This window comes from Herbidospora yilanensis (assembly GCF_001570565.1).
GTDB lineage: Bacteria > Actinomycetota > Actinomycetes > Streptosporangiales > Streptosporangiaceae > Herbidospora > Herbidospora yilanensis.
This window is the reverse complement of sequence record NZ_BBXE01000014.1, coordinates 342,182-364,349: the sequence shown is the minus strand read 5'-3', so window position 1 is coordinate 364,349 and position 22,168 is coordinate 342,182. Positions and strand designations below refer to the sequence as shown.

Annotated in this window: 18 protein-coding genes; 8 read left to right on the top strand and 10 right to left on the bottom strand. The window is 71.9% G+C overall.

The genetic code is table 11. The features are described from left to right. The first annotated feature begins 136 nt into the window (after positions 1-136). The gene (gene ybiA / locus AW273_RS05955) at positions 137-694 is read left to right on the top strand and encodes a riboflavin biosynthesis intermediates N-glycosidase (protein ID WP_232327100.1); all 558 of its coding nucleotides are present in this window, start codon (positions 137-139) and stop codon (positions 692-694) included. Here the strand turns inward: ybiA and AW273_RS05950 are convergent. From AW273_RS05950 to AW273_RS05920, 7 genes are all read right to left on the bottom strand, one after another. Next, positions 639-3,176 carry a DUF4118 domain-containing protein gene (locus tag AW273_RS05950; RefSeq protein ID WP_062345998.1) on the bottom strand — a complete coding sequence of 846 codons (2,538 nt, stop codon included), beginning with the start codon at positions 3,174-3,176 and terminating at the stop codon, positions 639-641. The two genes, ybiA and AW273_RS05950, sit on opposite strands and share 56 nt — an antisense overlap. Further along, the gene (locus AW273_RS05945; protein ID WP_062345996.1) at positions 3,173-3,931 is read right to left on the bottom strand and encodes a potassium-transporting ATPase subunit C; all 759 of its coding nucleotides are present in this window, start codon (positions 3,929-3,931) and stop codon (positions 3,173-3,175) included. Before AW273_RS05945 ends, AW273_RS05950 begins: the two co-directional genes overlap by 4 nt. Continuing rightward, complete coding sequence (kdpB, locus tag AW273_RS05940) at positions 3,928-5,931, bottom strand: potassium-transporting ATPase subunit KdpB (RefSeq protein ID WP_062345994.1); 2,004 nt, start codon at positions 5,929-5,931, stop codon at positions 3,928-3,930. The genes AW273_RS05945 and kdpB overlap by 4 nt, the downstream gene beginning before the upstream one ends. Continuing rightward, the gene (kdpA, locus tag AW273_RS05935; protein ID WP_062345992.1) at positions 5,928-7,568 is read right to left on the bottom strand and encodes a potassium-transporting ATPase subunit KdpA; all 1,641 of its coding nucleotides are present in this window, start codon (positions 7,566-7,568) and stop codon (positions 5,928-5,930) included. The genes kdpB and kdpA overlap by 4 nt, the downstream gene beginning before the upstream one ends. Then, positions 7,568-7,657, bottom strand: coding sequence for a K(+)-transporting ATPase subunit F (gene kdpF, locus AW273_RS36995; protein WP_062345990.1), 90 nt, complete (start codon positions 7,655-7,657; stop codon positions 7,568-7,570). Before kdpF ends, kdpA begins: the two co-directional genes overlap by 1 nt. A gap of 72 nt (positions 7,658-7,729) precedes the next feature. Then, positions 7,730-9,625 (bottom strand): APC family permease, encoded by a 1,896-nt coding sequence (locus AW273_RS05925; RefSeq protein ID WP_062345988.1) that lies wholly within the window; start codon positions 9,623-9,625, stop codon positions 7,730-7,732. A 19-nt stretch (positions 9,626-9,644) separates the two neighbouring features. After that, on the bottom strand, positions 9,645-9,950 hold the full coding sequence (locus AW273_RS05920) for a hypothetical protein (RefSeq protein ID WP_062345986.1): 306 nt from the start codon (positions 9,948-9,950) through the stop codon (positions 9,645-9,647). 147 nt (positions 9,951-10,097) lie between these two features. Between AW273_RS05920 and AW273_RS05915 the strand changes: the two genes are divergently transcribed. From AW273_RS05915 to AW273_RS05895, 5 genes are all read left to right on the top strand, one after another. Next, positions 10,098-10,859 (top strand): VOC family protein, encoded by a 762-nt coding sequence (locus AW273_RS05915; protein ID WP_062345984.1) that lies wholly within the window; start codon positions 10,098-10,100, stop codon positions 10,857-10,859. A 133-nt stretch (positions 10,860-10,992) separates the two neighbouring features. Beyond that, on the top strand, positions 10,993-12,012 hold the full coding sequence (gene glnII, locus AW273_RS05910) for a glutamine synthetase GlnII (protein WP_062345982.1): 1,020 nt from the start codon (positions 10,993-10,995) through the stop codon (positions 12,010-12,012). A gap of 266 nt (positions 12,013-12,278) precedes the next feature. After that, positions 12,279-15,050, top strand: coding sequence for a helix-turn-helix transcriptional regulator (locus AW273_RS05905; protein ID WP_062345980.1), 2,772 nt, complete (start codon positions 12,279-12,281; stop codon positions 15,048-15,050). 71 nt (positions 15,051-15,121) lie between these two features. Next, entirely contained in the window at positions 15,122-16,213 is a 1,092-nt protein-coding gene (locus tag AW273_RS05900; protein ID WP_062345978.1) for an alpha/beta hydrolase, read from the top strand. Further along, positions 16,200-18,380: an FAD-dependent oxidoreductase gene (locus AW273_RS05895; protein WP_062345975.1), complete on the top strand. Its 2,181-nt coding sequence runs from the start codon at positions 16,200-16,202 to the stop codon at positions 18,378-18,380. The genes AW273_RS05900 and AW273_RS05895 overlap by 14 nt, the downstream gene beginning before the upstream one ends. On the opposite strand, the gene AW273_RS05890 is transcribed toward AW273_RS05895, so the two are convergent. Together AW273_RS05890 and AW273_RS05885 are read right to left on the bottom strand one after the other, a co-directional pair. Beyond that, on the bottom strand, positions 18,362-19,543 hold the full coding sequence (locus AW273_RS05890; protein ID WP_062345973.1) for a DNA polymerase domain-containing protein: 1,182 nt from the start codon (positions 19,541-19,543) through the stop codon (positions 18,362-18,364). The genes AW273_RS05895 and AW273_RS05890 overlap by 19 nt on opposite strands. A gap of 5 nt (positions 19,544-19,548) precedes the next feature. Then, positions 19,549-20,421 carry a ribokinase gene (locus AW273_RS05885; RefSeq protein WP_198168019.1) on the bottom strand — a complete coding sequence of 291 codons (873 nt, stop codon included), beginning with the start codon at positions 20,419-20,421 and terminating at the stop codon, positions 19,549-19,551. 70 nt (positions 20,422-20,491) lie between these two features. On the opposite strand from AW273_RS05885, the gene AW273_RS05880 reads away from it, so the two are divergent. Together AW273_RS05880 and AW273_RS05875 are read left to right on the top strand one after the other, a co-directional pair. Beyond that, positions 20,492-21,361 carry a sirohydrochlorin chelatase gene (locus tag AW273_RS05880; RefSeq protein WP_062345969.1) on the top strand — a complete coding sequence of 290 codons (870 nt, stop codon included), beginning with the start codon at positions 20,492-20,494 and terminating at the stop codon, positions 21,359-21,361. A 42-nt stretch (positions 21,362-21,403) separates the two neighbouring features. Beyond that, positions 21,404-21,808, top strand: a complete 405-nt coding sequence (locus AW273_RS05875; RefSeq protein WP_062345967.1) for a hypothetical protein — start codon at positions 21,404-21,406, stop codon at positions 21,806-21,808. On the opposite strand, the gene AW273_RS05870 is transcribed toward AW273_RS05875, so the two are convergent. Then, entirely contained in the window at positions 21,805-22,167 is a 363-nt protein-coding gene (locus AW273_RS05870) for a DUF2203 domain-containing protein (RefSeq protein WP_083949531.1), read from the bottom strand. The two genes, AW273_RS05875 and AW273_RS05870, sit on opposite strands and share 4 nt — an antisense overlap. Position 22,168 lies beyond the last annotated feature (1 nt).

The window sequence follows — 22,168 nt, the reverse complement described above, 5'->3', positions numbered from 1 at the left end:
CTTTTCCCGTTCGACCGTGCTATCGCTTTTGCCGATCCATCGCGGGACCCGGTGTTCCACGCGCCCGACCACTGCCCCGCGACGACCAGCCCCGCCGAAGCCGGAGAACGTCGGCGGGGCCCGTTAGATTGAGCCGGTGACGTTACCGCGCTCCGTCGAAGAAGCCGTCCACGCCGAGGCCTCCGGCCGGGTGCCGCGTTACCTCTTCTTCTGGGGCCACCGCCCACCTCGCGACGGCGGGGTGGGCGCGGGCTGCCTGAGCCAGTGGTGGGAGGCCGACTTCACCGAAGACGGCCACGTGTTCCGCTCGGCCGAGCACTACATGATGGCCCACAAGGCCTGGTTGTTCGGCGACGCCGAGACGGCCGCCGGCATCCTCGCGGCGGCCCATCCGGGCGAGGCGAAGAAGCTGGGCCGCGAGGTCCGCGGCTTCGACGAGGCCGTCTGGGCCGAACACCGCTACGCCGTCGTCGTCCGGGGCAGCACCGCCAAGTTCGCCGCCCACCCCGACCTGCGCGAATACCTGCTCGGCACCCGCGACCGGGTGCTCGTGGAGGCCAGCCCCCACGACCGCGTGTGGGGCATCGGCCTGACCGCGGCCGACGAGCGGGCCGCCTCTCCCGCCACGTGGCAGGGGCTCAACCTGCTCGGCTTCGCCCTGATGGAGGCCCGGGATCGGCTGACCGAAGGGTGACCGTCATGGTCAGCCCGCCGCCCGGCGTCTCGTCCGGGGTGAGCGCGCCGCCCATCGCCTCCGCCAGCCCGCGCGACAACGCGAGCCCGAGCCCGACCCCCGAGTGGTTGTCGCGGTCGCCGAGGCGCTGGAACGGCTGGAAGACCTGGTCGTGGGCCTCCGGCGGGATGCCGGGGCCCCGGTCGACCACCCGGATCTCCACCTTGTTGTCGTGGGAGCTGGCCGTCACCAGCACATATCCGGGGCTGTAGCGGAGCGCGTTCGACACCAGGTTGGCCAGCACCCGTTCCAGCAGCGCCGGGTCGGCCGTCACCTCGGGCAGGTCGTCGGGCACGTCGATCCGCACCCGCACATCCTCGACGGCCCGGGGCAGCACCTCCGCCAGCGCGACCGGCTGGAGGGCCACCCCGAGCACTCCGGCCTGCAACCGGCTCATGTCGAGGAGGTTCTCCACCAGCCGGGTCAGCGTCACCAGTGACTCGTCGGCGGTGGCGAGCAGTTCGGCCTGGTCGGCGGCCGACCAGGCCACGTCGGTGCTGCGCAGTCCTTCGACCGCCGCCTTCGCCGAGGCGAGCGGGGTGCGCAGGTCGTGGCTGACGGCGGCGAGCAGGGCGGTGCGCATGCGGTCGGCCTCGGCCAGGGGTTTGGCCTGTTCGGCCTCCTCCTCCAGCCGCCGCTGGCGCAGCGCGACGGCGGTCTCGGCGGCGAAGGCCTCCAGCACGCGGCGGTCGGAGGCGCCGAGCAGGCGGCCTCTGACCGCCAGCACCAGGTTGTCGTCGATCACCACGTCGGTGTCGGCGGCGCCGGGGCTCGTGCACGGCAGCCCTCCGGAGGTGGCGACGATGCGCCACGCCTCGGGGTCGGCGCGGTCGTCGGGGGCCGGGGCGGCGGCGCGTTCGAGCAGGGTCACCGAGGTCAGGCCGTAGGTCTCGCGGAGGCGGGCCAGCAGCGAGGGCAGCGCCGCCTCGCCGCGCAGCACGTGGCCCGCCAGGGTCGACAGCACCTCGGCGTCGGCGCCCGCCATGGCGGCCTCGCGGGTCCGGCGGGCCGCCAGGTCGACGACCAGGCTGACCATGACGGCGACCAGGACGTACACGAAGAGCGCGAGCAGGTTCTGCGGGTCGGCGACGGTGAGCTTGTCGACCGGCGGGGTGAAGAAGTAGTTGAGCAGCAGGAAGCCGACGACGGCGGCCGTGATGGCCGGGGACATGCCGCCGACCAGGGCGACCATCACGACCAGCAGCAGGAACAGCAGGATCTCGCTGGGCAGCGCGAGCAGGTCGCGCAGCGGGTAGACCACGGCGGTCAGCGCGGGCATGCCGACCAGCGCGGCCGCCCATCCGGCGAGGCGGCGGGTGCGGGTCAGCGCGGCCCGGGAGCCGGGCCGGGGCAGGCCCCGGCGGGCCTGCTGATGGGTGATCATGTGGACGTCGATCGAGCCCGACCGCGCGATCGTCTCGGCCCCGACCCCGCGGAAGAGGATCTGGGCCAGCCGCCCCCGCCGCGACGCGCCCAGAACGAGCTGGGTGGCGTTCACCCCGCGCGCGAAGTCGAGCAGCGCCCGGGGCACGTCGTCGCCGACGACCTGGTGGTAGGTCCCGCCGAGCGCCTCGACCAGGGCCCGCTGCCGGGCCAGGTGGGCGGGGTCTCCCGCGACCAGGCCGTCGCCCCGGGTGACGTGGACGGCCAGCAGGTCGGCGCCCTTGGTCCGCGTGGTCACCCGGGCCGCGCGGCGGATCAGGGTGTCGCCCTCGGGGCCGCCGGTCAGCGCCACGACGACGCGTTCGCGCGCCTCCCACGTGGTGGCGATGCCGTGTTCGGCGCGGTAGCGGTCGAGCTGGTCGTCGACCCGCCCGGCCACCCAGAGCAGCGCCAGTTCGCGCAGCGCGGTCAGGTTGCCGACCCGGAAGTAGTTCGACAGCGCCGCGTCGACCTTCTCGGGGGCGTAGACGTTGCCGTGGGCCATGCGGCGGCGCAGCGCCTCGGGCGACATGTCGACCAGCTCGATCTGGTCGGCCCGGCGGACCACCTCGTCGGGCACCGTCTCCCGCTGCGGGACGCCGGTGATCTCCTCGACGACGTCGTTGAGCGACTCCAGATGCTGCACGTTCACCGTGGTGATGACGTCGATCCCCGCGTCGAGCAGCTCCTCGACGTCCTGCCAGCGTTTGGCGTTGCGCGACCCCGGCACGTTGGTGTGCGCGAGCTCGTCGACCAGGGCGACCTTGGGGCGGCGGGCGAGCACGGCGTCGACGTCCATCTCGGTGAAGCGCGTCCCCCGGTACGCCAGCTCCCGGCGCGGCACCTCCTCCAGGCCGGCCAGCAGCGCGGCCGTCTTGGGGCGGCCGTACGTCTCGACCAGGCCGACCACGACGTCGCGGCCCCGTTCCGCGGCGCGGCGGCCCTCGCCGAGCATGGCGAAGGTCTTGCCGACACCCGGGGCGGCGCCCAGGTAGACGCGCAGGCGGCCCCGGACCGTCATCGGTCGAGGGCCAGGTTGAGGGCCAGGACGTTGACGCCGGGCTCACCCATGAAGCCGAGAGCGGGGACGTCGGTATGGCGGCGGATGAGGGCGCGGACCTCCTCGACCGGGCGGCCGCGTTCCCTCGCGACGCGGACGGCCTGGAGGTCGGCGTACCTGACCGAGATGTGCGGATCGAGGCCCGACCCGCTCGCCGTCACCGCGTCCGGCGGGATCGACCAGCGGGCGCCGCCCCTGATGGGGACGGTCCGGCCCGCCGCATAGCTCTGTCCCATTTCGGCGCATTCGACGTTCACTCCCTGATATTCGGTCATGAAGGGCACCGCCGGGCACGGCTCGTTCACGCTGACCACCCGGCCCGGGAACACCTTGAGCACCGCGCCGACCCCCGACGCGGTGCAGAACGGCCGGGCGCCGCTCACCCCCTCCAGCTCCCCGACCCGCATGGAGCGGGCGCAGACCTGGGTGAGCAGGCTGGGTCTTCCCGGTACGTCGACCACGCTCTCCGGCCCGAGGTTGCTCGCCCCGGTGCGGAGCATGTCGTAGCCGGTGGCCGAGGGGCGGCTCTGGAAGTAGCGGCGGTTCCCGGCGAAGTCCTGCGCGATCAGCCGGCTCCCCCTGGCGACGGGCGAGCCGTCGGCCTTGTGGCGGAGGAACACCTGGGCGACGCCGAGGACGAGCAGCGGGTACAGGCCGCCGGTGACCACGGTCAGCACGACCAGCGCGCGGATCGCCGCGCCGAGACGCCGGGTCACGACAACCCCGGCAGGTGCTGGATCACGAGGTCGACGAGCTTGATCCCGGCGAACGGGGCCACCACCCCGCCCAGGCCGTAGACGGCGAGGTTGCGGCTGAGCATCGCCGAGGCGTTCGCCGGGCGGTAGGCGACGCCGCGCAGCGCGAGCGGGATCAGCGCGACGATGACCAGGGCGTTGAAGACGACCGCCGACAGGATCGCCGACTGCGGGGTGGCGAGGCGCATCACGTTGAGCGCGTCCAGGCCCGGATAGACGGCGGCGAAGACGGCCGGGATGATCGCGAAGTACTTCGCGATGTCGTTGGCGATGGAGAAGGTCGTCAGCGCGCCCCGGGTGATCAGCAGTTGCTTGCCGATCTCGACGATCTCGATGAGCTTGGTCGGGTTGGAGTCGAGGTCGACCATGTTCCCGGCCTCCTTGGCCGCCGAGGTGCCGGTGTTCATGGCCACGCCGACGTCGGCCTGGGCCAGGGCGGGGGCGTCGTTGGTGCCGTCGCCGGTCATCGCGACCAGCCGGCCGCCGAACTGCTCGCGGCGGATGAGGCCGAGCTTGTCCTCGGGGGTGGCCTCGGCGAGGAAGTCGTCCACGCCCGCCTCGTCGGCGATGGCCCTGGCCGTCAGCGGGTTGTCGCCGGTGATCATGACGGTCCGGATGCCCATGCGGCGCATCTCGTCGAAGCGTTCGCGCATGCCCTGTTTGACGACGTCCTTGAGGTGGATCACGCCGAGCACCCGGCCCCGTTCGGCCACGACGAGGGGGGTGCCACCGCTGGCCGCGATGCCGTCGACCAGGTGGCCGATCTCGGCGGTGGGGCGTCCGCCGGCGTCGCGCACCCACTTCATGACGGCGGTCGCGGCGCCCTTGCGGATCTGCCGGTCGCCGACGTCGACCCCGCTCATCCGGGTGCGCGCCGAGAACGGCACCCAGTGGGCTCCGGCGACCGGGCGTTCGCGCAGGCCGAAGTGCTCCTTGGCGTAGACGACGATCGAGCGGCCCTCGGGTGTGTCGTCGGCCAGGCTGGAGAGCTGGGCGGCCTCGGCCAGATCGCGCAGGTCGACGCCCTCGGCGGCCTGGAACGCGGCGGCCTGCCGGTTGCCGAGCGTGATGGTGCCGGTCTTGTCGAGCAGCAGGGTCGAGACGTCGCCGGCCGCCTCGACCGCCCGGCCGCTCATGGCCAGCACGTTGCGCCGCACCAGCCGGTCGATCCCGGCGATGCCGATCGCCGACAGCAGCGCCCCGATGGTCGTCGGGATCAGGCAGACCAGCAGCGCCACGAGCGTCACCCCGGTGACCCCGTCGGCGGTCAGCGCGGCGGAATCCGGTACGCCGGGATTCACCGCCTTCGAGTAGATCGCCATCGGCTGCATGGTGGCCGTGGCGACCAGGAAGACCACGGTCAGCGCGGCGAGCAGGATGTTCAGCGCGATCTCGTTCGGGGTCTTCTGCCGGTTCGCGCCCTCGACGAGGGAGATCATCCGGTCGACGAAGCTCTCCCCCGGCCGCTGCGTGATCCGCACGACGATCCGGTCGGACAACACCTTGGTGCCGCCGGTGACGGCGCTCCGGTCGCCGCCCGACTCGCGGATGACCGGGGCCGACTCGCCGGTGATCGCCGACTCGTCCACGCTGGCGATGCCCTCGACGACGTCGCCGTCGCCCGGGATGACCTCTCCCGCCTCGACCACGACGAGGTCGCCCTTCTTCAGCGCGGCCGAGGGCGTGACCGACCCGTCGGCCAGCCTCGCCGTGGTGTCGCGCCGGGCCGCCCGCAACGTCGCGGCCTGCGCCTTGCCCCGGCCCTCCGCGACCGATTCGGCCAGGTTGGCGAACAGCACGGTCAGCCAGAGCCAGCCGACGACCGCCCACGCGAAGAAGCCCGGCGTCACGACCGCGAGGACGGTGGCGGCGAGCGCGCCGACCTCGACGACGAACATCACCGGGTTGCGCCACAGGCTCAGGGGGCTGAGTTTGGCCAGGGCCCCGAGGAGAACGTTCATCCGCCGGTCCCCTCGGCCAGCGGCCCGAGGGCCAGCGCGGGCAGGTAGGTCAGCGCCACCACGACGACCGTCACGCCGATGACCAGGCCGACGAACTGCGGCCGGTGGGTGGGCAGCGTGCCCGCCGACGACGGCACGGGCGTCTGCCGGGCCAGCGATCCGGCCAGCGCCAGCACGAACACCATCGGCGCGAACCGGCCGAGGAGCATGGCGACGCCGAGGGCGACGTCCCACCACGGGGTGTTCGCGGTCAGCCCGGCGAACGCGGAACCGTTGTTGTTGGCGGCGCTGGTGAACGCGTACAGGATCTCGGACAGGCCGTGGGGGCCCGTGTTGAGCGTCCCGGCCAGGCCCGCCCGGTTGGCCAGGGCCAGCGCGGTGCCGGTCAGCACCAGCACCGGGGTGACCAGGAAGTAGAGCGAGGCGAGCTTGATCTCCCGGGCGGCGATCTTCTTGCCGAGGTATTCGGGGGTGCGGCCGACCATGAGACCGGCCACGAAGACGGTGATCACGGCGAGGATCAGCAGGCCGTAGAGGCCCGAGCCGACGCCGCCGGGGGCGACCTCGCCGAGCATCATGCCGACCATGGCCATCATGCCGCCCAGCGGGGTGAACGAGTCGTGCGCCGCGTTGACCGCGCCGGTCGAGGTCAGGGTCGTGGACGCGGCGAAGGTGGCGCTCTCGGACAGGCCGAACCTGACCTCCTTGCCCTCCATCGCCAGGCCCGCCGCCTGCGGGACGGTGGCGGCGCCCCCCGCCTCGAAGACGTTCGTCAGCCAGATCGAGGCGATCGCGATGACGGCGACGACGGCGGCCAGGGCGTACCCCTGGCGGTTCTGGCCCACCATCCGGCCGAAGGTGCGCGGCAGCGCGACCGGGATGAGCAACATCAACAGGTTCTGGAGCCAGTTGGTCCAGCCGTTGGGGTTCTCCCACGGGTGGGCGGAGTTGGCGGCGTAGAAGCCGCCGCCGTTGGAGCCGAGCTGCTTGACCGCCTCCTGGCTCGCGACCGGGCCGCCGGTCAGCGTGGTCGTCCCGCCGAGGACGGCGGGCACCTCGTGGGGGCCGGCGAGGTTCTGCACCACGCCGCCCGCGACCAGCAGGACCGCGCCCGCGAAGGCCAGGGGCAGCAGGATCCGGTACGCCCCCCGGACCAGGTCGGCCCAGAAGTTGCCGATCGTGTCGCTGTCACCGCGGGCGAACCCGCGCACCAGGGCCATCGCGACGGCCAGGCCCACGGCGGCCGAGGCGAAGTTCTGCACCGCCAGGCCGCTCATCTGGACGAGGTGCCCCATGGTGTTCTCGCCGGCGTAGGACTGCCAGTTGGTGTTGGTCACGAAGCTGACGGCGGTGTTCCACGCGACGTGGTCGACGACCGGCGGAAACCCCAGGGACAACACCAGATGGTTCTGGACGCGCTGGAAGGCGTACAGGAAGAGGATCGAGACCAGCGAGAACGCCAGCACCGACCGCGCGTAGCCCGGCCACCGCTGTTCCTGGCGCGGCGCGACCCCGAGGGCGCGGTAGGTCAGGCGTTCGGCCCAGGTGTCCCGATCGCCCGAATAGACCCGGTACATGTGGTCGCCCAGCGGCCGGTAGAGCAGCGCGAGCACGGCGACCAGGGTGAGCGCGGTCATCAGAACCGCTCCGGGAACAGCAGCGCCACGACGAGGAAGGCCGTCAGCGCGACCGCGCCGACGAGCCCGACGAGGTTGACGGCGCTCACCGCCGCTCGACCGCCTTCACCAGCAGCGCGAACAGCGCGAAGAACACGATCGTCAGCACGACGAGGATCAGGTCACCCCACATGGACGTGCGGCCTCCTCAGTGGATCGGGCTCGGCGAGCCGTAGCACCTCACGGGTCAGCAGCGGCACGTCGCCGCCGCCGAAGATCAGGTAGCGGAGCATCGCGTTGATCGGGTTGCCCTCGGTCCAGTGGAAGTAGATGTCGGGTACCCGGCCGGTGCGGTCGCGCAGGTAGAGCAGCAGCGCGGCCAGCGCGTTGGCCACGGTGGAGCTCTCGACGTTCAGCACCTTGTGCCCGAACCGCTCCTCGCCCCGGACGTAGAGCTCGGTCTCGAACTCCGAGGCGTCGCTGACGGTGACCTCGACGAACATCGCCTGCTCCGAGGCGCGCAGCCGGTGCATGAACCAGTTCTCGCGCAACTTGTCGTGGTATTCGGCCTGGTCGCGGCGTTGCGGTTCGTTGGCGATGAGGTGCAGCTCGCCGGCGCAGCACTCGTTGACGAACTGCTCGGCCAGCGGGTCGAGCCGCACCCGCGTCACCCGCAGCTCGGTCGACCGGGTCGCCCGCGAGATCAGCGACGTGACGACGATGGCCACGATGAAGAACCCGGCGATCTTGACGCCGTCGGGCCGTTCGATCACGTTGTCGACCAGCGTGTACGTCAGCACCGCGCTGATGACCCCGAAGGCGCGCGCGGCCCCGCGCCGTCCCTTCGCCAGGGTCGACAGGCAGCTCGCGACGGCCGCCGACAACATCAGCACCAGCACGCCGGTGGCGTACGCGCCCGCCTGCTGGTCGACGTCGGCGTCGAAGATGAAGGTGATCACGAACGCGATGAGGGTGAGGAGCAGCACCAGCGGCCGGACCGCCGAGGCCCATTCGGGGGCCATGCCGTAGCGCGGCAGGAACCGGGGCACCAGGTTGATCAGCCCGGCCATGGCCGAGGCTCCGGCGAACCAGAGGATGGCGATGGTGCTGACGTCGTACAGGGTGCCGAACCACTCGCCCAGGTAGGCGTGCGCGAGGTAGGCGAGCGCCCGGCCGTTGGCCCGGCCGCCGGGCTGGAACTCCCGCGCCGGGATCAGCAGCGTCGTCACGAAGCTGCTGAGGAGCAGGAACACGCTCATGATCAGGGCGGCCGTGGTGAGCATCGTGCGGGCCGACCTGATGCGCCGCGGGATGTCGCCCCGGATCACGGGCATCACCGCGACCCCGGTCTCGAACCCCGACAGCCCCAGCGCCAGCCGGGGCATGACCAGCAGCGCCAGCCCGATCATGGCCAGCGGGGAGGCGTGCCGGGCCTCCAGCAGCCGCTCCCACTGGCCCAGCACGGCCGGGTTCGCCGCGACGTGCTCGACGGCCACGGCCACGACCACGGCGTTGAGGGCGAGGTAGACCGCCACGAGCACCGTCGCCACGCCGACGGCCTCGGTGAACCCGGCCAGGAAGATCGCCCCGAGGGCGGCCAGCAGCGCGAGCGTGACCGGGATCCGCTGGCCGTCGAGCCAGTGGGGGGCGAAGGGGTTCTCCAGGATGTGCGCGGTCGCGTCGGCCGCCGACAGGGTCATGGTGATGACGAAGTCGGTGGCGGCGAAGCCGAGCAGGCAGAGCACGAAGAGCTTGCCCTGCCACGCCGGGACGAGCCGCTCCAGCATCGCGATGGAGCCGGCGCCGTGCGGGCTCTCCCCCGCGACGTGGCGATAGACGGGCAGCGCCCCGAGCAGGGTCAGCGCGACCAGGAACAACGTCGCGACCGGCGACAGCGCGCCCGCCGCGAGGGCGGCGATGCCCGGCTGGTAGCCCAGGGTGGAGAAGTAGTCGACGCCGGTCAGGCACATGACCCGCCACCAGGCGTGCTTCTCCGCCGGGCCCTGCTCCAGGTGGCTCCGGTCGGCCGTGAGCCCGCTCAGGAGCCACCCCCGCAGGGCCACGGCCACCCCCCTCATCTGTGGAGGGGGAGATTTCTCATGATCGCAGGTGGCCGTCGAAGAACCCGATGGGGGTGGCCTCTTCGCGGTGCGGGACGCCGTCGAGCCGCCCTCCCAGGGTCTGGGTGAAGGCGAGGAAGGCCTCGAAGCGCATCATGATCTGGAGGTCGTCGGTCGTGACGACGTGGACGAAGGTCAGTCCGTCGTCGAGCCGGTAGGACTGGTAGGTGATCCCGCCGGGCCGCTCCCGGGCCAGTTCGGCGAAGATCTCCCGGACGAGGCGCACGTTCTCCTCGGCCTTCTCCTGGTCGGCGACGCGGTAGCGGATGATCTGGGTCGTCATGAGCGGACCCTATCGAGTGGAGTCACGGGCGCCCCATTTCGCCGGAAACACTCCCCTTTCCAGGGGGCTTCTGGAGCGATCTTGGAAAAACTGTCGGCAGGACGTGACAGAGTGTCGTCATCCGAAAACCTGTTCGAAGGAGCTCGCATGCTCACGACCGACTACCTGCCGGGCGCCCCCTGCTGGATCGACCTAAGCTCGCCCGACACCGACGCCTCGACCACGTTCTACGCCGCCGTGCTCGACTGGGACTTCCAGTCGGCCGGGCCCGACGCCGACGGCTACGGCTTCTTCCTCCACGACCGCAAGATCGTCGCCGCGATCGGCCCGCTGTCCGAAGAGAGCACCAGCTCGGCCTGGACGATCTACTTCGCCACCCCCGACGCCGACGAGGCCGTGGCCCGCGCCGAGAAGGCCGGCGGCACGATCAGGGTCGCCCCCTACGACGTGTTCGACCAGGGCCGCACCGCCGCGCTGACCGACCCGGCCGGCGCCGACTTCGCGATCTGGCAGGGCCGGGGCCGCAAGGGCCTCGACACCGTGACCGAGCCGGGCAGCCTGGGCTGGACGGAGCTCTACGTCGCCAGCCCGCCCGCCGTCGCGCCCTTCTACGAGGCGACCCTCGACCACCAGTCGATCGAGGCCACCGTCGCCGGGGTCGGTTACACCACGATCCGGCTGCCGGGCGGCGACCGCCCGACGATCGGCGGTGTGATCACCCTCAACCCGGGCACCAAGCCGTTCTGGCTGCCCTATTTCGAGGTCAGAGACGTCGACGCGGCGGTCGAGGCGACCGTCACCGAGGGCGGCACCATCCTCGACCCGCCCGTCTCGGTCGACACCGTGGGCCGGTTCGCCGTCCTGGCCGACCAGTTCGGCGCCCGCTTCGCCGTGATCACCAGCGGCTGAACCAGACGATTTAACACGGGGACCTCCCGTTTCACATCGTGTTCACAAACGGGCAATGGACCCGAAATGGCTTCTTGGCAATCTCGGCGTGGCGGCCAAATAGCGCGGTCCGCCTCCGAGGAAGGGAAAGACGTTGGCGTTCAAGGCCGAGTACATCTGGATTGACGGCACTGAGCCGACCCCGAAGCTCCGGTCCAAGACCAAGGTGCTGGCGGACGGCGCCGAGCTCCCCACCTGGGGCTTCGACGGTTCGAGCACGAACCAGGCCGAGGGCCACGCCTCCGACTGCGTGCTCAAGCCGGTCTTCTCGTGTCCCGACCCCATCCGGGGCGGCGACAACCTGCTCGTGCTGTGCGAGGTCTACAACGTCGACGGCTCGATCCACCCGACCAACACCCGCGCGCTGCTGACCCCGATCGCCGAGCGTTACGCCGGCCAGGAGTCGTGGTTCGGCATCGAGCAGGAGTACACCTTCTTCAAGGACGGCCGCCCCTACGGCTTCCCGGTCGGCGGCTTCCCCGGCCCGCAGGGCCCCTACTACTGCGGCATCGGCGCCGACGAGGTCGTCGGCCGTGACATCGTCGAGGCCCACCTGGACGCCTGCATCGAGGCGGGCCTGGCGATCTCCGGAATCAACGCCGAGGTCATGCCCGGCCAGTGGGAGTTCCAGATCGGCCCGGCCGGTCCCGTCGAGGTCTCCGACCACATGTGGATGGCCCGCTACCTGCTCTACCGGATCGCCGAAGACTATGGCGTGTCCGCCACGCTCGACGCCAAGCCCGCCAAGGGCGACTGGAACGGCGCCGGCGCCCACACCAACTTCTCCACCAAGGCCATGCGCGAGGGCTACGACCCGATCATCGCGGCCTGCGAGGCGCTCGGCGGCGAGGGCAAGGTCGAGGAGCACATCGCGGGCTACGGCTTCGGCATCGAGCAGCGCCTCACCGGCCACCACGAGACCGCGCCCTACAACGTCTACAGCTACGGCGTCTCCAACCGCGGCGCCTCGGTCCGCATCCCGTGGCAGGTCGAGGTCGACAAGAAGGGCTACATCGAAGACCGTCGCCCCAACGCCAACGCCGACCCCTACGTGGTCACCCGCCTGCTGGTGAACACCTGCTGCTCGGTCCTGGAGACCAAGGGTCTCGTCTGACCCAAGCCGCGACCTCGGCCCCTTCGCGCGAATCAGCGCGGAGGGGCCGCGCCCGTTTCGGCGATCCCCAACCCGGGAAACGGACAGCTCTCTCACCGCCGGTCCGCCCCACGGTGACGGCGCCACGCAAGAATCAGGCAGACGGCCGTCACGATTTGCATGACTATGCGTGGAATGCACCGGTGATGCGGGTTAAAGACGGGCATCGTTTTCGCCGTCGCTGTAAAGTCGCTGTGAGATACCAGGCAAGTGATCATGGTGCCCCGATGAATGATCATTCTGCCCCCCTGGTCGGCCGGCGGGACGTGCTGAATGATCTTCGGGGGTCGCTGGACGCGATCGTGAGCGGAGAGTTCCGGCTGCTCGCGCTCGTCGGTGAGCCCGGAGCCGGGAAGACCCGGCTGCTGGCCGAGCTCGAACGACTCGCCGGAGAACGCGGCTGCCTCACCCTGTGGGGCAGGGCCGCCGAGTTCGAGCAGGTCATGCCCTTCTCCGCGCTGGTCGACGCCCTCGACGGCCACCTCGACGACACCCGCCACGACCACGACCTCGCTCGCCGGGGCGACCACGACGCGCAGTTGCTGGCCTCCGTCTTCCCCGCCCTCGGCGCCACCGCCGAACCCTCCGACGACGTCTCGGCGCTGGCCCGCTACCGCCTCTACCGCGCCGTGGCGCAACTCCTCGCCCGGATCGCCCGGCCCAACGGGCTGGTGCTGGTGCTCGACGACGTCCACTGGGCCGACGAGGCCACGGTCGAGTTCCTCGACCACGTCAGCCGCCACTCCCCCAAGGCGCCGCTGATGGTCGTGGTGGCCTACCGGCCGAAGCAGGCGCCGCCGAGGCTGGCGCTCGGCGGGGCGCGGGTCGCGATCGGGCCGCTCTCGGAGGAGGAGGCCGGGGAGCTGCTCGGGCCGAACGTGACCAGGAGCCGCAAGAAGGCCCTGTACGACGCCAGCGAGGGCTACCCCTTCTACTTACAGGCCCTGGCGCGGATCGAGGCGGGCGACCTGCCCGGCTCCAAGAACGACGCGCTCGCCCTGGAACTGCGCGACCTGTCGGGCGACGCGCTGATCGTCGCCCAGGGCGCGGCGGTGGCCGCCGACGAGTTCGAGGCCGGCCTGGCCGCCGTGGCCGCCAAGGTGCCGCTGTCCACCGCCCTCGACGCGCTCGACGAACTGGTCGACCGCGACCTGGTGCGGCCCGGCGCCGGGGGCCGGTTCCGGTTCCGCCACCCGCTGGTGCGCCAGGCGGCCTACGAGTCGGCCAAGGCCGGGTGGCGGTTGTCGGCCCACCGCCGGATCGCCGAACGGCTGGCCGAGGTCGACGCGCCGGCCCCGCTGCGCGCGGTCCACGTGGAACGTTCGGCGGCCTTCGGCGACCGTGACGCCGTCGACGTCCTGGTCGCCGCCGCCCGCCAGGTGTCCACCACCGCCCCGGCGACCTCGGCCCACTGGCTGCAGGCCGCGCTCGGGCTGCTGCCCGACACCACCGACCGGCTCGACCTGCTGCTGGAGCTGGCCCGCAACCAGACCGTCAGCGGACGCCTCATCGAGGCCAGGAACACCGCCTACGAGGTGCTGCGGCTGCTTCCCCGCGACGACTACGCCCGCCGGGCGCAGGCCGCCCGCTTCTGCGCCCTCGTCGAGCGGCTGCTCGACCGGCCGGGCGAGGGGCGGGCCGTCCTGGTGTCCGAGCTGCGGGAGATCCCCGAGCCGCGCCTCCCGGCGGCGCTGCCGATGCGATTGCGCCTGGTCGCCGAGAGCCTGATGCGCGGCGACCACCGCGCCGCCCAGGCGGTGCTCGACTTCATGCCCGACGACGGCGACGACCCGGGCCTGCGGCTGGCCATCGCGATGCTGCGCCCGATGACCGCCTACGCCGGGCACCGCGTCGAGGAGGCGCTGCGCCACCTCGCCGCCGCGCAGGCGCTGGCCGACGCCATCCCGGAGATCCACCAGCTCGCCTGGATGGACACGGTCGCCTGGATGTGCTGGTCGGAGATCTGGCTCGGCCGGCACCGCCCGGCGCTGGCCCGGTTCGAACGGGCCATCGCGGCGGTGAAGGCGACCGGGCAGACCTTCATCCTGACCAACATGCTGGCGGGGCTGGCCCGCCTCAACGGCGTGCTCGGGCGCATCCCGGAGGGCCAGATCGCCGCCGAGGAGTCGGCCGAGATCGCCCTGCTGCTCAACTCCGGTTACGCCCGCGTGGTCGCCATGGCCCAGCAGAGCCTGCTGGCCGGCGCGGCCGGCGACGACGAGGACGCCATCCGCCTGGGCCACGAGGCCGCCACCTCCGGCGTCAGCGTGAACGAGTGGCCGGGCGCGCAGGCCCGCTTCGCCTACGCCACCGCCCTGGCCAACTCCGGCCGCATCGACGACGAGGCCGTCGCGGCCGTCGAGGAGGACTTCGCGGGCGACCGGCTGGAGGAGTTCAGCATGCTCGCCTTCTGCGAGACCATGGCGTGCGCGCACGCCGCCAGGAACGAGCCGAAGGAGTCGGCCGCCTGGGCCGAGCGGGCCGCCACGATGGTCCGTCCGGAGCTGGAGCTCACCGACGGGCTGGCCCGCCTGGCGCGCGCCCACGCGACCATCGGCGCGGAGGCCGAGGAGCTGGCCCTGACGGCCGCCGAGATCCTCACCAAGGCCGGCCACCGGCTCGACGCCGGCCGCGCGCTGCTGCGGGCGGGCGTGGCGTGCGTCGACGGGGGCCGCAAACGGGCCGCGCTGCCGCACCTGGAGGCGGCCCACGAGATCTTCACCGCCTGCGGCGCGCGCGGCCTGGCCGCCGCCGCGGTGCGGGAGCAGCGGCGGGCCGGCAAGCGGGTGGCGGCGGCGCGGGCCACCGGGGCCCACGGGCTGACCGGGCGTGAGCTGGAGATCGCCCGGCTGGTCGCCGAGGGGTGCAGCAACCAGCAGATCGCGGCCCGGCTGCACATCTCGGTGCGCACCGTCGAGACCCACCTGACCAGGGCGTTCGAGAAGCTCGGGGTGACCTCTCGCGGCGGCATGACGGCCGCGCTCGGCCAGCTCGGCTGAATGTACGAGTTTTCCACGATGCAGGGGTGTGCCGTGCCTTGGCATTGTGGGACCCGAGAGGAGGCGGACCCATGCGCATCGCCCGGTTCACCAACGACGGCGTCAGCGACGCCGAGATCACCATGCACCCGTTCCCGACCGACGACGGCCTGGGCCTGGAACTGACGAGGTTCTTCCGGGCCGACTCCGACGACGTCGTGCTGCTGCTGCACGGTCTGCCCGCCTCCACCGACATGTTCATCATGCCGGAACACGTCAACCTGGTGACCTTCCTGCTCAACAACGGGCTGACCGACGTCTGGTCGCTCGACTTCCGGATGAGCTGCCGCCACCCGTACGACACCGAGACCCACCGCTTCACCCTCGACGACATCGCGTTGTTCGACCACCCGGCCGGTCTGGCCGAGCTGCGCCGGCACATCGGGCCGCACAAGCGCGTCCACGTGATCGCGCAGTGCCTCGGGTCGGTGTCGTTCATGATGAGCCTGGCCGCCGGCCTGGTCGACGGGATCGCCAGCGTCACCTCCAACAGCGTCGCCCTGGTCACCCACGTGCCGGCCTGGTCGAAGCTCAAGCTGGCGTTCGGGCCGGGCTTCTTCGACTACGTCGCCGGGGTGCCGTTCCTCGACCCGAGGTTCGGCGACGCGCCGGTCATGACGCGCGGCTGGATGATCTCGCGGATGGTGTCGCTGTTCCACCGCGAGTGCGACGTGCGGTCGTGCCACATGATCAGCTTCATGTGGGGCGCCGGGAACCCCGGCCTGTGGAGCCACGAGAACCTGGCCGAGGAGACCCATCGGCGGGTGGCCGACCTGTTCGGCGCGAACGGCGTCCACTACTACCGGCACATGCGGAAGATGGTCCGCGCCGGGCACGCCGTCCGCCACGACGACCGGTTCCGCGAGCTGCCCGCCGACTACCTGGAGGCGGCCGCCGACCTCGACGTGCCGGTGTTGTTCCTCACCGGCGACCGCAACCACGTCTTCACCGACTCCAACATCGTCTGCCACGAGATCATGTCGCGGCACAACCCGGGCCTGCACGAACTCCAGGTCCTCCCCGGCTACGGCCACGTCGACCCGATCATCGGCAAGAACGCCCACATCGACGTCTTCCCGCACATCCTCGACTTCATCAAGAGGAGCGGCAGTGGAGCACGTTGACGCGGTGGTCGTCGGCTCCGGCTTCGGCGGGGCCGTGGCGGCCTACCGGCTGGCCGAGGCGGGCCTGTCGGTCGTGGTGCTCGAACGCGGCCGCCCCTACCCGCCCGGCAGCTTCCCGCGCAGCCCCGCCCAGATGGGCCGCGCGTTCTGGGACCCGTCCGAGGGCCTCCACGGCATGTACGACGTGTGGAGCTTCGGCTCGTGCGACTCGATCGTCTCCAGCGGCCTCGGCGGCGGCTCGCTCATCTACGCCAACGTGCTGCTGCGCAAGGACGAGGAGGCGTTCGTCACCGAGTCGCCGCTGCCCGGCGGCGGCTACGAGAACTGGCCGGTCGGCCGGGCCGACCTCGACCCCCACTACGACGAGGTCGAGCGCATGCTCGGCGCCACCACCTACCCGATCGACCGCCCGGCCTACCGCGACACGCTGAAGACGCGGGTCGTCCAGGACGCCGCGGCCGAACTGGGCCTCGACTTCTCGCTGCCGCCGCTGGCGGTCACCTTCGCCCCCAAGCCGGGCGCCGAGCCGGGCCTGGGCCTGCCGATCGTCGAGCCCGGATACGGCAGCCTGCACGCCACCGGGCGCCGGACCTGCCGGCTCTGCGGCGAGTGCAACATCGGCTGCAACGAGGGCGCCAAGAACAGCCTCGACCACAACTACCTGGCCGCCGCGCGCCACATGGGCGCCGACATCCGGACCCTGCACGAGGTGAAGTCGATCACCCCGCGCACCGGCGGCGGCTACGACATCGGCTACGTCCAGCACGACCCCCTGACCGGCCCCCACACGATCAGCTGCGACGCGCTGGTGCTGGCCGCGGGGACGTACGGCACGGTGAAGCTGCTGTTGTCGAACCGGCACGCGCTGCCCGGCCTGAGCCACATGCTGGGCACCCGGTTCTCCGGCAACGGCGATCTGATCGCGTTCCTGCTGCGGGCCAAGGACCGGCCCGTCGCGGCGTCGAAGGGACCGGTCATCACGAGTGTGGTCAGGTTGCCGGGGTCGGCGTACATCCAGGAGGGCGGGTTCCCCGCCTTCGTCGACTGGATCGCGGAGGCCGCCGACGTCGGCGACGAGTTCAAGCGGGCGGTCAGGTTCGCGCTGGAGCGCGTACGGGGACTGATCACCCGCGACCACAACCTGTCGGCCGAGTTCGCCCGCCTCATGGGGAGAGGCGAGCTCTCGGACCGGTCGCTGCCGATGCTGGCCATGGGCCGTGACGTGCCCGACGGCATCCTGCGTCTCTCGGGCGACCGGCTGGTTCTCGACTGGACGGCCGAGACCAGCGACGCATATTTCGACCGGGTGCGCGGCACGATCCGCCGGATCGGCGACGTGCTGGGCGCCGACTACTCCGACGCGCCGCTGAAGCGGGTGGTCACCGTCCACCCGCTCGGCGGCGCGCCGATGGGCCGCCACGTCGGCGAGGGCGTCGTCGACGCCGACGGCCAGGTCTTCGGGCACGAGGGCCTGTACGTCGCCGACGGCGCGGCCATGCCCGGCCCGGTCGGGGCCAATCCGGCCCTGACCATCGCGGCCATGGCCGACCGGCTGGCCACCCGGCTGGCCGACCGAATGACCACGACGAAGAAGGCACGTCTGATGGGTATCCGCACGGTCACCTCGCTCTCCTTCACCGAGGAGATGCGCGGCTCGCTCGACGGCAGCGATCCGGTCAGCTTCCGGATCACCATCACGGCCGACGACGTCGACCGCTTCCTCGCCGAGCCCGACCACACGGCGCGGGCCGAGGGATGGATAGACGCCGCTGTCTGCGGGGGCCGGCGTCCCATCGAGCGGGGCTGGTTCAACCTCTTCGCACCCGGAGAGGCGCCCGATCGCCGGGAGATGCGCTACCTGCTGCACTTCCGCGACGGCGAGGGCCGGCCCCGCACCCTGGCGGGGGTCAAGAACGTCGAGCACGGGCCGCCCACGCGGCTCTGGCTCGACACGTCGACGCTGCACACGCGGCTGCTCGAAGGCCACGTGCAGGAAGACGACCCGGCGAAGCCGCTCGGTTCGGGCACGATGCACATCTCGCCGTCCGACCTGGCGCGCATGCTGACGACGTTCACGACGACGGGGCCGAACGGGCTGGCGGCGCTGGCCCGGTTCGGCACCTTCTTCCTGGGCGAGCTCTGGGACATCTACGGCCCGGGGCGGTAGGCGGCCCACGGGTCGAAGTCGATTTCGAGGGGCTCCTGCGGGGGCCTCTCGTCTTCCGGCACGTGCTGGAGGTTGACCCGGACGCGGGTCCAGGTGGACGAGCGGCCGCGCATGGAGTCGACGAGGACGTCGGCGGGTTCGAGCCGCGCGGCCGCTTCCGGGTGACGCCGCTTCCAGTTCTCCAACGCCCGGAGCGCCGGCTCCTTCTTCTCCGACCGGGCGATCTCGATGACCGGGAACTTCTCCGGGTTCTTCGGCCGCGGCCCCTGCGCCTTGGCCAGCGCCAGCAGCGAGTCGAGCGAGCCCTCCACGCCGTCCATCTCGGCCCACGGGTCGCCGCGTTCCTCGAAGCGGGCGGCGACCGCCTCCATCGTGAACTCCGTGGGGTCACATGACGGCACTTCATCCCAGGTCAGCGGGGTCGACACCCAGCCCGTGGGGCGGACGGAGTAGGCGCTGACGGTGGTGCGGTCGCGGGCGTTCTGGTTGAAGTCGACGAAGACGCCCTGCCGCTCCTCCTTCCACCAGTGGGAGGTGGCGATCTCGGGGGCGCGGCGCTCGACCTCGCGGGCCACCGCCTCGGCGGCCCTGCGCACCTGCGGGTAGGTCCAGTCGGGCGTGATCGGCGCGTAGACGTGGAAGCCGCGTGAGCCCGACGTCTTCGGGAACGGCGTCAGGTCGTGCTCCACCAGGACGTCGCGGGCGGTCAGCGCGACCTCGATGATGTCGGGCCACGGCACGCCCGGGACCGGGTCGAGGTCGACGCGCAGTTCGTCGGGGTGGTCGAGGTCGGGGAACCGCACCGAATGCGGGTTGAGGTCGACGCAGCCGAGGTTGACGCACCACACCACGGTCGCCAGGTCGCGCCCGACGACCTCTTCGGCGCTGCGCCCGCTCGGGTAGCGGAACTCGGCGACGTCGATCCAGCCGGGCCGCTTGGCGGGCGCCCGCTTCTGGAAGAACGGCTCCTCGTCGACGCCGTGCACGAAGCGTTTGAGCACGGTCGGCCGGTCGGCGACCCCGCGCAGGGCTCCCCCGCCGACCGACAGGTAGTAACGGACCAGGTCGAGCTTGGTGTGGCCGGTGCGCGGGAAGACCACCCGATCGGGATTGGTGATCTTCACCTCGCGCCCGCCGGCCTCCACGATCTCCGCGCCGGGCATGGTTCTCACCCTACTTCGGCGTCGATCTCGTCTCTGGTCGGCATCGAGGTCGACGCGCCGGGCCGCTGGACCGAGAGCGCGGCGGCCGCGGTGGCGAACTCGAGAGCCTCCTGGGCGGTACGGCCCTCCGTCCGCGCGACCGTGAACGCCCCCGCGAAGGTGTCGCCGGCGGCGGTCGTGTCGACGGCCTCGACGGGGCGGCCGGGCACCCGGAGGCGTGAGCCGTCCCGTGAGCCGTAGATCGCCCCGTCGGCACCAAGAGTGACCACCGCCTCGGGAACCAGCGCCAGAAGGGCTTCCAGCGCCTCCTCAGGCGCCGTGAGACCGGTGATGGCGGCGGCTTCGTGCTCATTGGGCAGCAGAAGCCCCACCGCGTCCAGAAGCTCCCGGGGCAGCGGGACCACCGGCGCGGGCGTCAGCACCACCAGGCCCGGGAAGGCGCGGGCGGCGGCGACGACGGCGGGCAGGGGCAGTTCGAGCTGCAGCAGCAGCGCGTCGCCGTCGAGACGCTCGGCGTCCTCGGCCGTCACCTTCCCGTTGGCGCCGGGCACCACGATGATCGAGTTGGCCCCGCCGTCCTCGACGACGATGTGCGCGATGCCCGACGGCCCCTCGACGGTCCGGAGCGCGCGGGTGTCCACACCTGACCGGTCGAGCGCCTCCCGGAGCTCGGCGCCGAACCCGTCGGAGCCCACCGCGCCGACGAACCGGACCTCTCCGCCCGCGCGTGCCGAGGCAATTGCTTGGTTCGCCCCTTTTCCGCCACAGATCGTCCGGAATTCCCGGCCGGAAACGGTCTCGCCCAGCTCAGGGGCCCTTTCCACGTACGCCACAAGATCCATATTGGCGCTGCCGAACACAGTGATCATGGATTCCATCGTCCTCTCCGCGAACGACTCGGCCCGTCGACTCCACTAATTCGGCTGATTCGCCCTAGAATCCGCCGGTGTGAACGAAGGTCATGACGTTCCGGCGAAGCTTCCCACCCGGGAACGCTCGTCCCGCCCGGGTGGAGGCGGCCGCCACCGGCGCCCGCTGCCCGTCACGCTGCCCGCCGACGCGCCGGTTCTGGTGCTCGCGGTCCCGGGCGCGGTCGACGACGTCGTGACGGAACTGGCGACCACGATCAGGGTCGACAACCCGACCCTGGACCTGCGCCTGATCTCGCTCAGCGACGGCGGGGCCGACCTCGCCAAGGAGTTCGCCGCCATCGGCAACGCCCGCACCTCCGACGGCCACGCCGCCATCACGGTACCCCTCGTCACCGGGCCCCACCCGCGCGTCATGCGCTCCGTCCGCGAGGCCGCCCGCGAGAGCGAGGCCGACGTGGTCGTCACCGACCCGCTGGGCCCCCACCCGCTGCTGGCCGAGGCGCTGCACGTCCGCCTCGCCGAGCGCGGCCTGGCCCGCGCCGACCGCATCCGGCTGTTCAACGTGACCTCGCCGGTCGACGGCATCATCGTGGCCACGGTCGGCGGCGACGAGTCGGCCCGCGGCGCCGACGCGACGGCGGTCCTGCTGGCCGCCCGCCTGGCCCTGCCGGTCGTCCCGGCCGCCTTCGACGGCCGCCCGACGGTGGCCGACGCGGCCGAGCGGCTGCGCAACATCGGCGCCTCCCGCATCGCCCTGGCCCCGTTCATCATCGGCCCGGAAGCCGACGCCGACCGGGTGAGCGCTCTCACGGAGAACTTCAACTGCGCCGCCCCGCTGGGCGCCCACGAGGCGGTCGGCCGCCTGGTGACCCTGCGCTACGGCACCGTCTGGGGCAGCCTCGACCCCGACTACGACGAGGAGTTCGTCGAAGACGACCCCCACTAGCCCGCAAGCCGGTCACAAGTCGGCCCGGCTACCAATGGGGGCGTGAAACGACGCATCCTCACGGCCGTCGCGGCCGCCGCGCTGACCCTGACCGCCACCCCGGCCCACGCCGCCCCGACCACCTGGAAGTGGGGCCGCATCCACTCCACCGACGGCTGGGCGACCGCCTGGGGCAAGGTCACCGTCGGCCAGTCGGGCCTCTACGTCTCCGGGAACCTCGACGACTCCTACGGAAAGACCTGCTCCTGGCTGCTCGTCAAGTCCATGAGCGCCACCAACGGCAGATGGCGGACGCACGGGATCTACAACTGCGTCACCGGCACCGGCACGTTCAGGAAGAACCTGGGCGGCGTGCTCCAGATCCGCGCCCAGGCCTGCCGCGGCACCGCCAAGAAGCCCGTGAACAAGTGCTCGAAGTGGAAGACCATCTGGACGCAAGGAGGCTAGGGCAGGCGGCGGCGGCCGGCGAAACCCAGCGCCGTCAGGTGATACCACGACAACGACGACTCGCCCTCCAGCCAGCACAGCCGGACCGACTCGCCGTCGAGGACCGACGGGAAGTCGATGAGGAAGGGCGCGAGGCCCTTCACCTCGATGCCGGTCTCGGTGAACCAGCCGATCGTCTCGGCCAGCCGCGCCTCGAACGCCTTCGACTCGGCCAGCCCGCCCAGCCGGGAGTGACCGGAGGCGCGCAGGTCGAGGGTCAGCTCGGCCAGGTCGGCCCGCAGGTCCACGAGAACGATGGCGCGGGCCAGCACCTCGGGCATCAGGGCGTCGGCCTCGTCGAGGTCGAAGGTTCGTTCCATC

Excerpts from the sequence above, each read along its gene's own strand:
- kdpA (WP_062345992.1), bottom strand. The coding sequence starts at position 7,568 with ATGACCGCGCTCACCCTGGTCGCCGTGCTCGCGCTGCTCTACCGGCCG.
- AW273_RS05925 (WP_062345988.1), bottom strand. The coding sequence starts at position 9,625 with ATGAGGGGGGTGGCCGTGGCCCTGCGGGGGTGGCTCCTGAGCGGGCTC.
- AW273_RS05870 (WP_083949531.1), bottom strand. The coding sequence starts at position 22,167 with ATGGAACGAACCTTCGACCTCGACGAGGCCGACGCCCTGATGCCCGAG.
- AW273_RS05900 (WP_062345978.1), top strand. The coding sequence starts at position 15,122 with ATGCGCATCGCCCGGTTCACCAACGACGGCGTCAGCGACGCCGAGATC.
- AW273_RS05920 (WP_062345986.1), bottom strand. The coding sequence starts at position 9,950 with ATGACGACCCAGATCATCCGCTACCGCGTCGCCGACCAGGAGAAGGCC.
- kdpB (WP_062345994.1), bottom strand. The coding sequence starts at position 5,931 with ATGAACGTTCTCCTCGGGGCCCTGGCCAAACTCAGCCCCCTGAGCCTG.
- AW273_RS05915 (WP_062345984.1), top strand. The coding sequence starts at position 10,098 with ATGCTCACGACCGACTACCTGCCGGGCGCCCCCTGCTGGATCGACCTA.
- AW273_RS05890 (WP_062345973.1), bottom strand. The coding sequence starts at position 19,543 with ATGCCCGGCGCGGAGATCGTGGAGGCCGGCGGGCGCGAGGTGAAGATC.
- AW273_RS05885 (WP_198168019.1), bottom strand. The coding sequence starts at position 20,421 with ATGGAATCCATGATCACTGTGTTCGGCAGCGCCAATATGGATCTTGTG.
- AW273_RS05950 (WP_062345998.1), bottom strand. The coding sequence starts at position 3,176 with ATGACGGTCCGGGGCCGCCTGCGCGTCTACCTGGGCGCCGCCCCGGGT.
- AW273_RS05905 (WP_062345980.1), top strand. The coding sequence starts at position 12,279 with ATGAATGATCATTCTGCCCCCCTGGTCGGCCGGCGGGACGTGCTGAAT.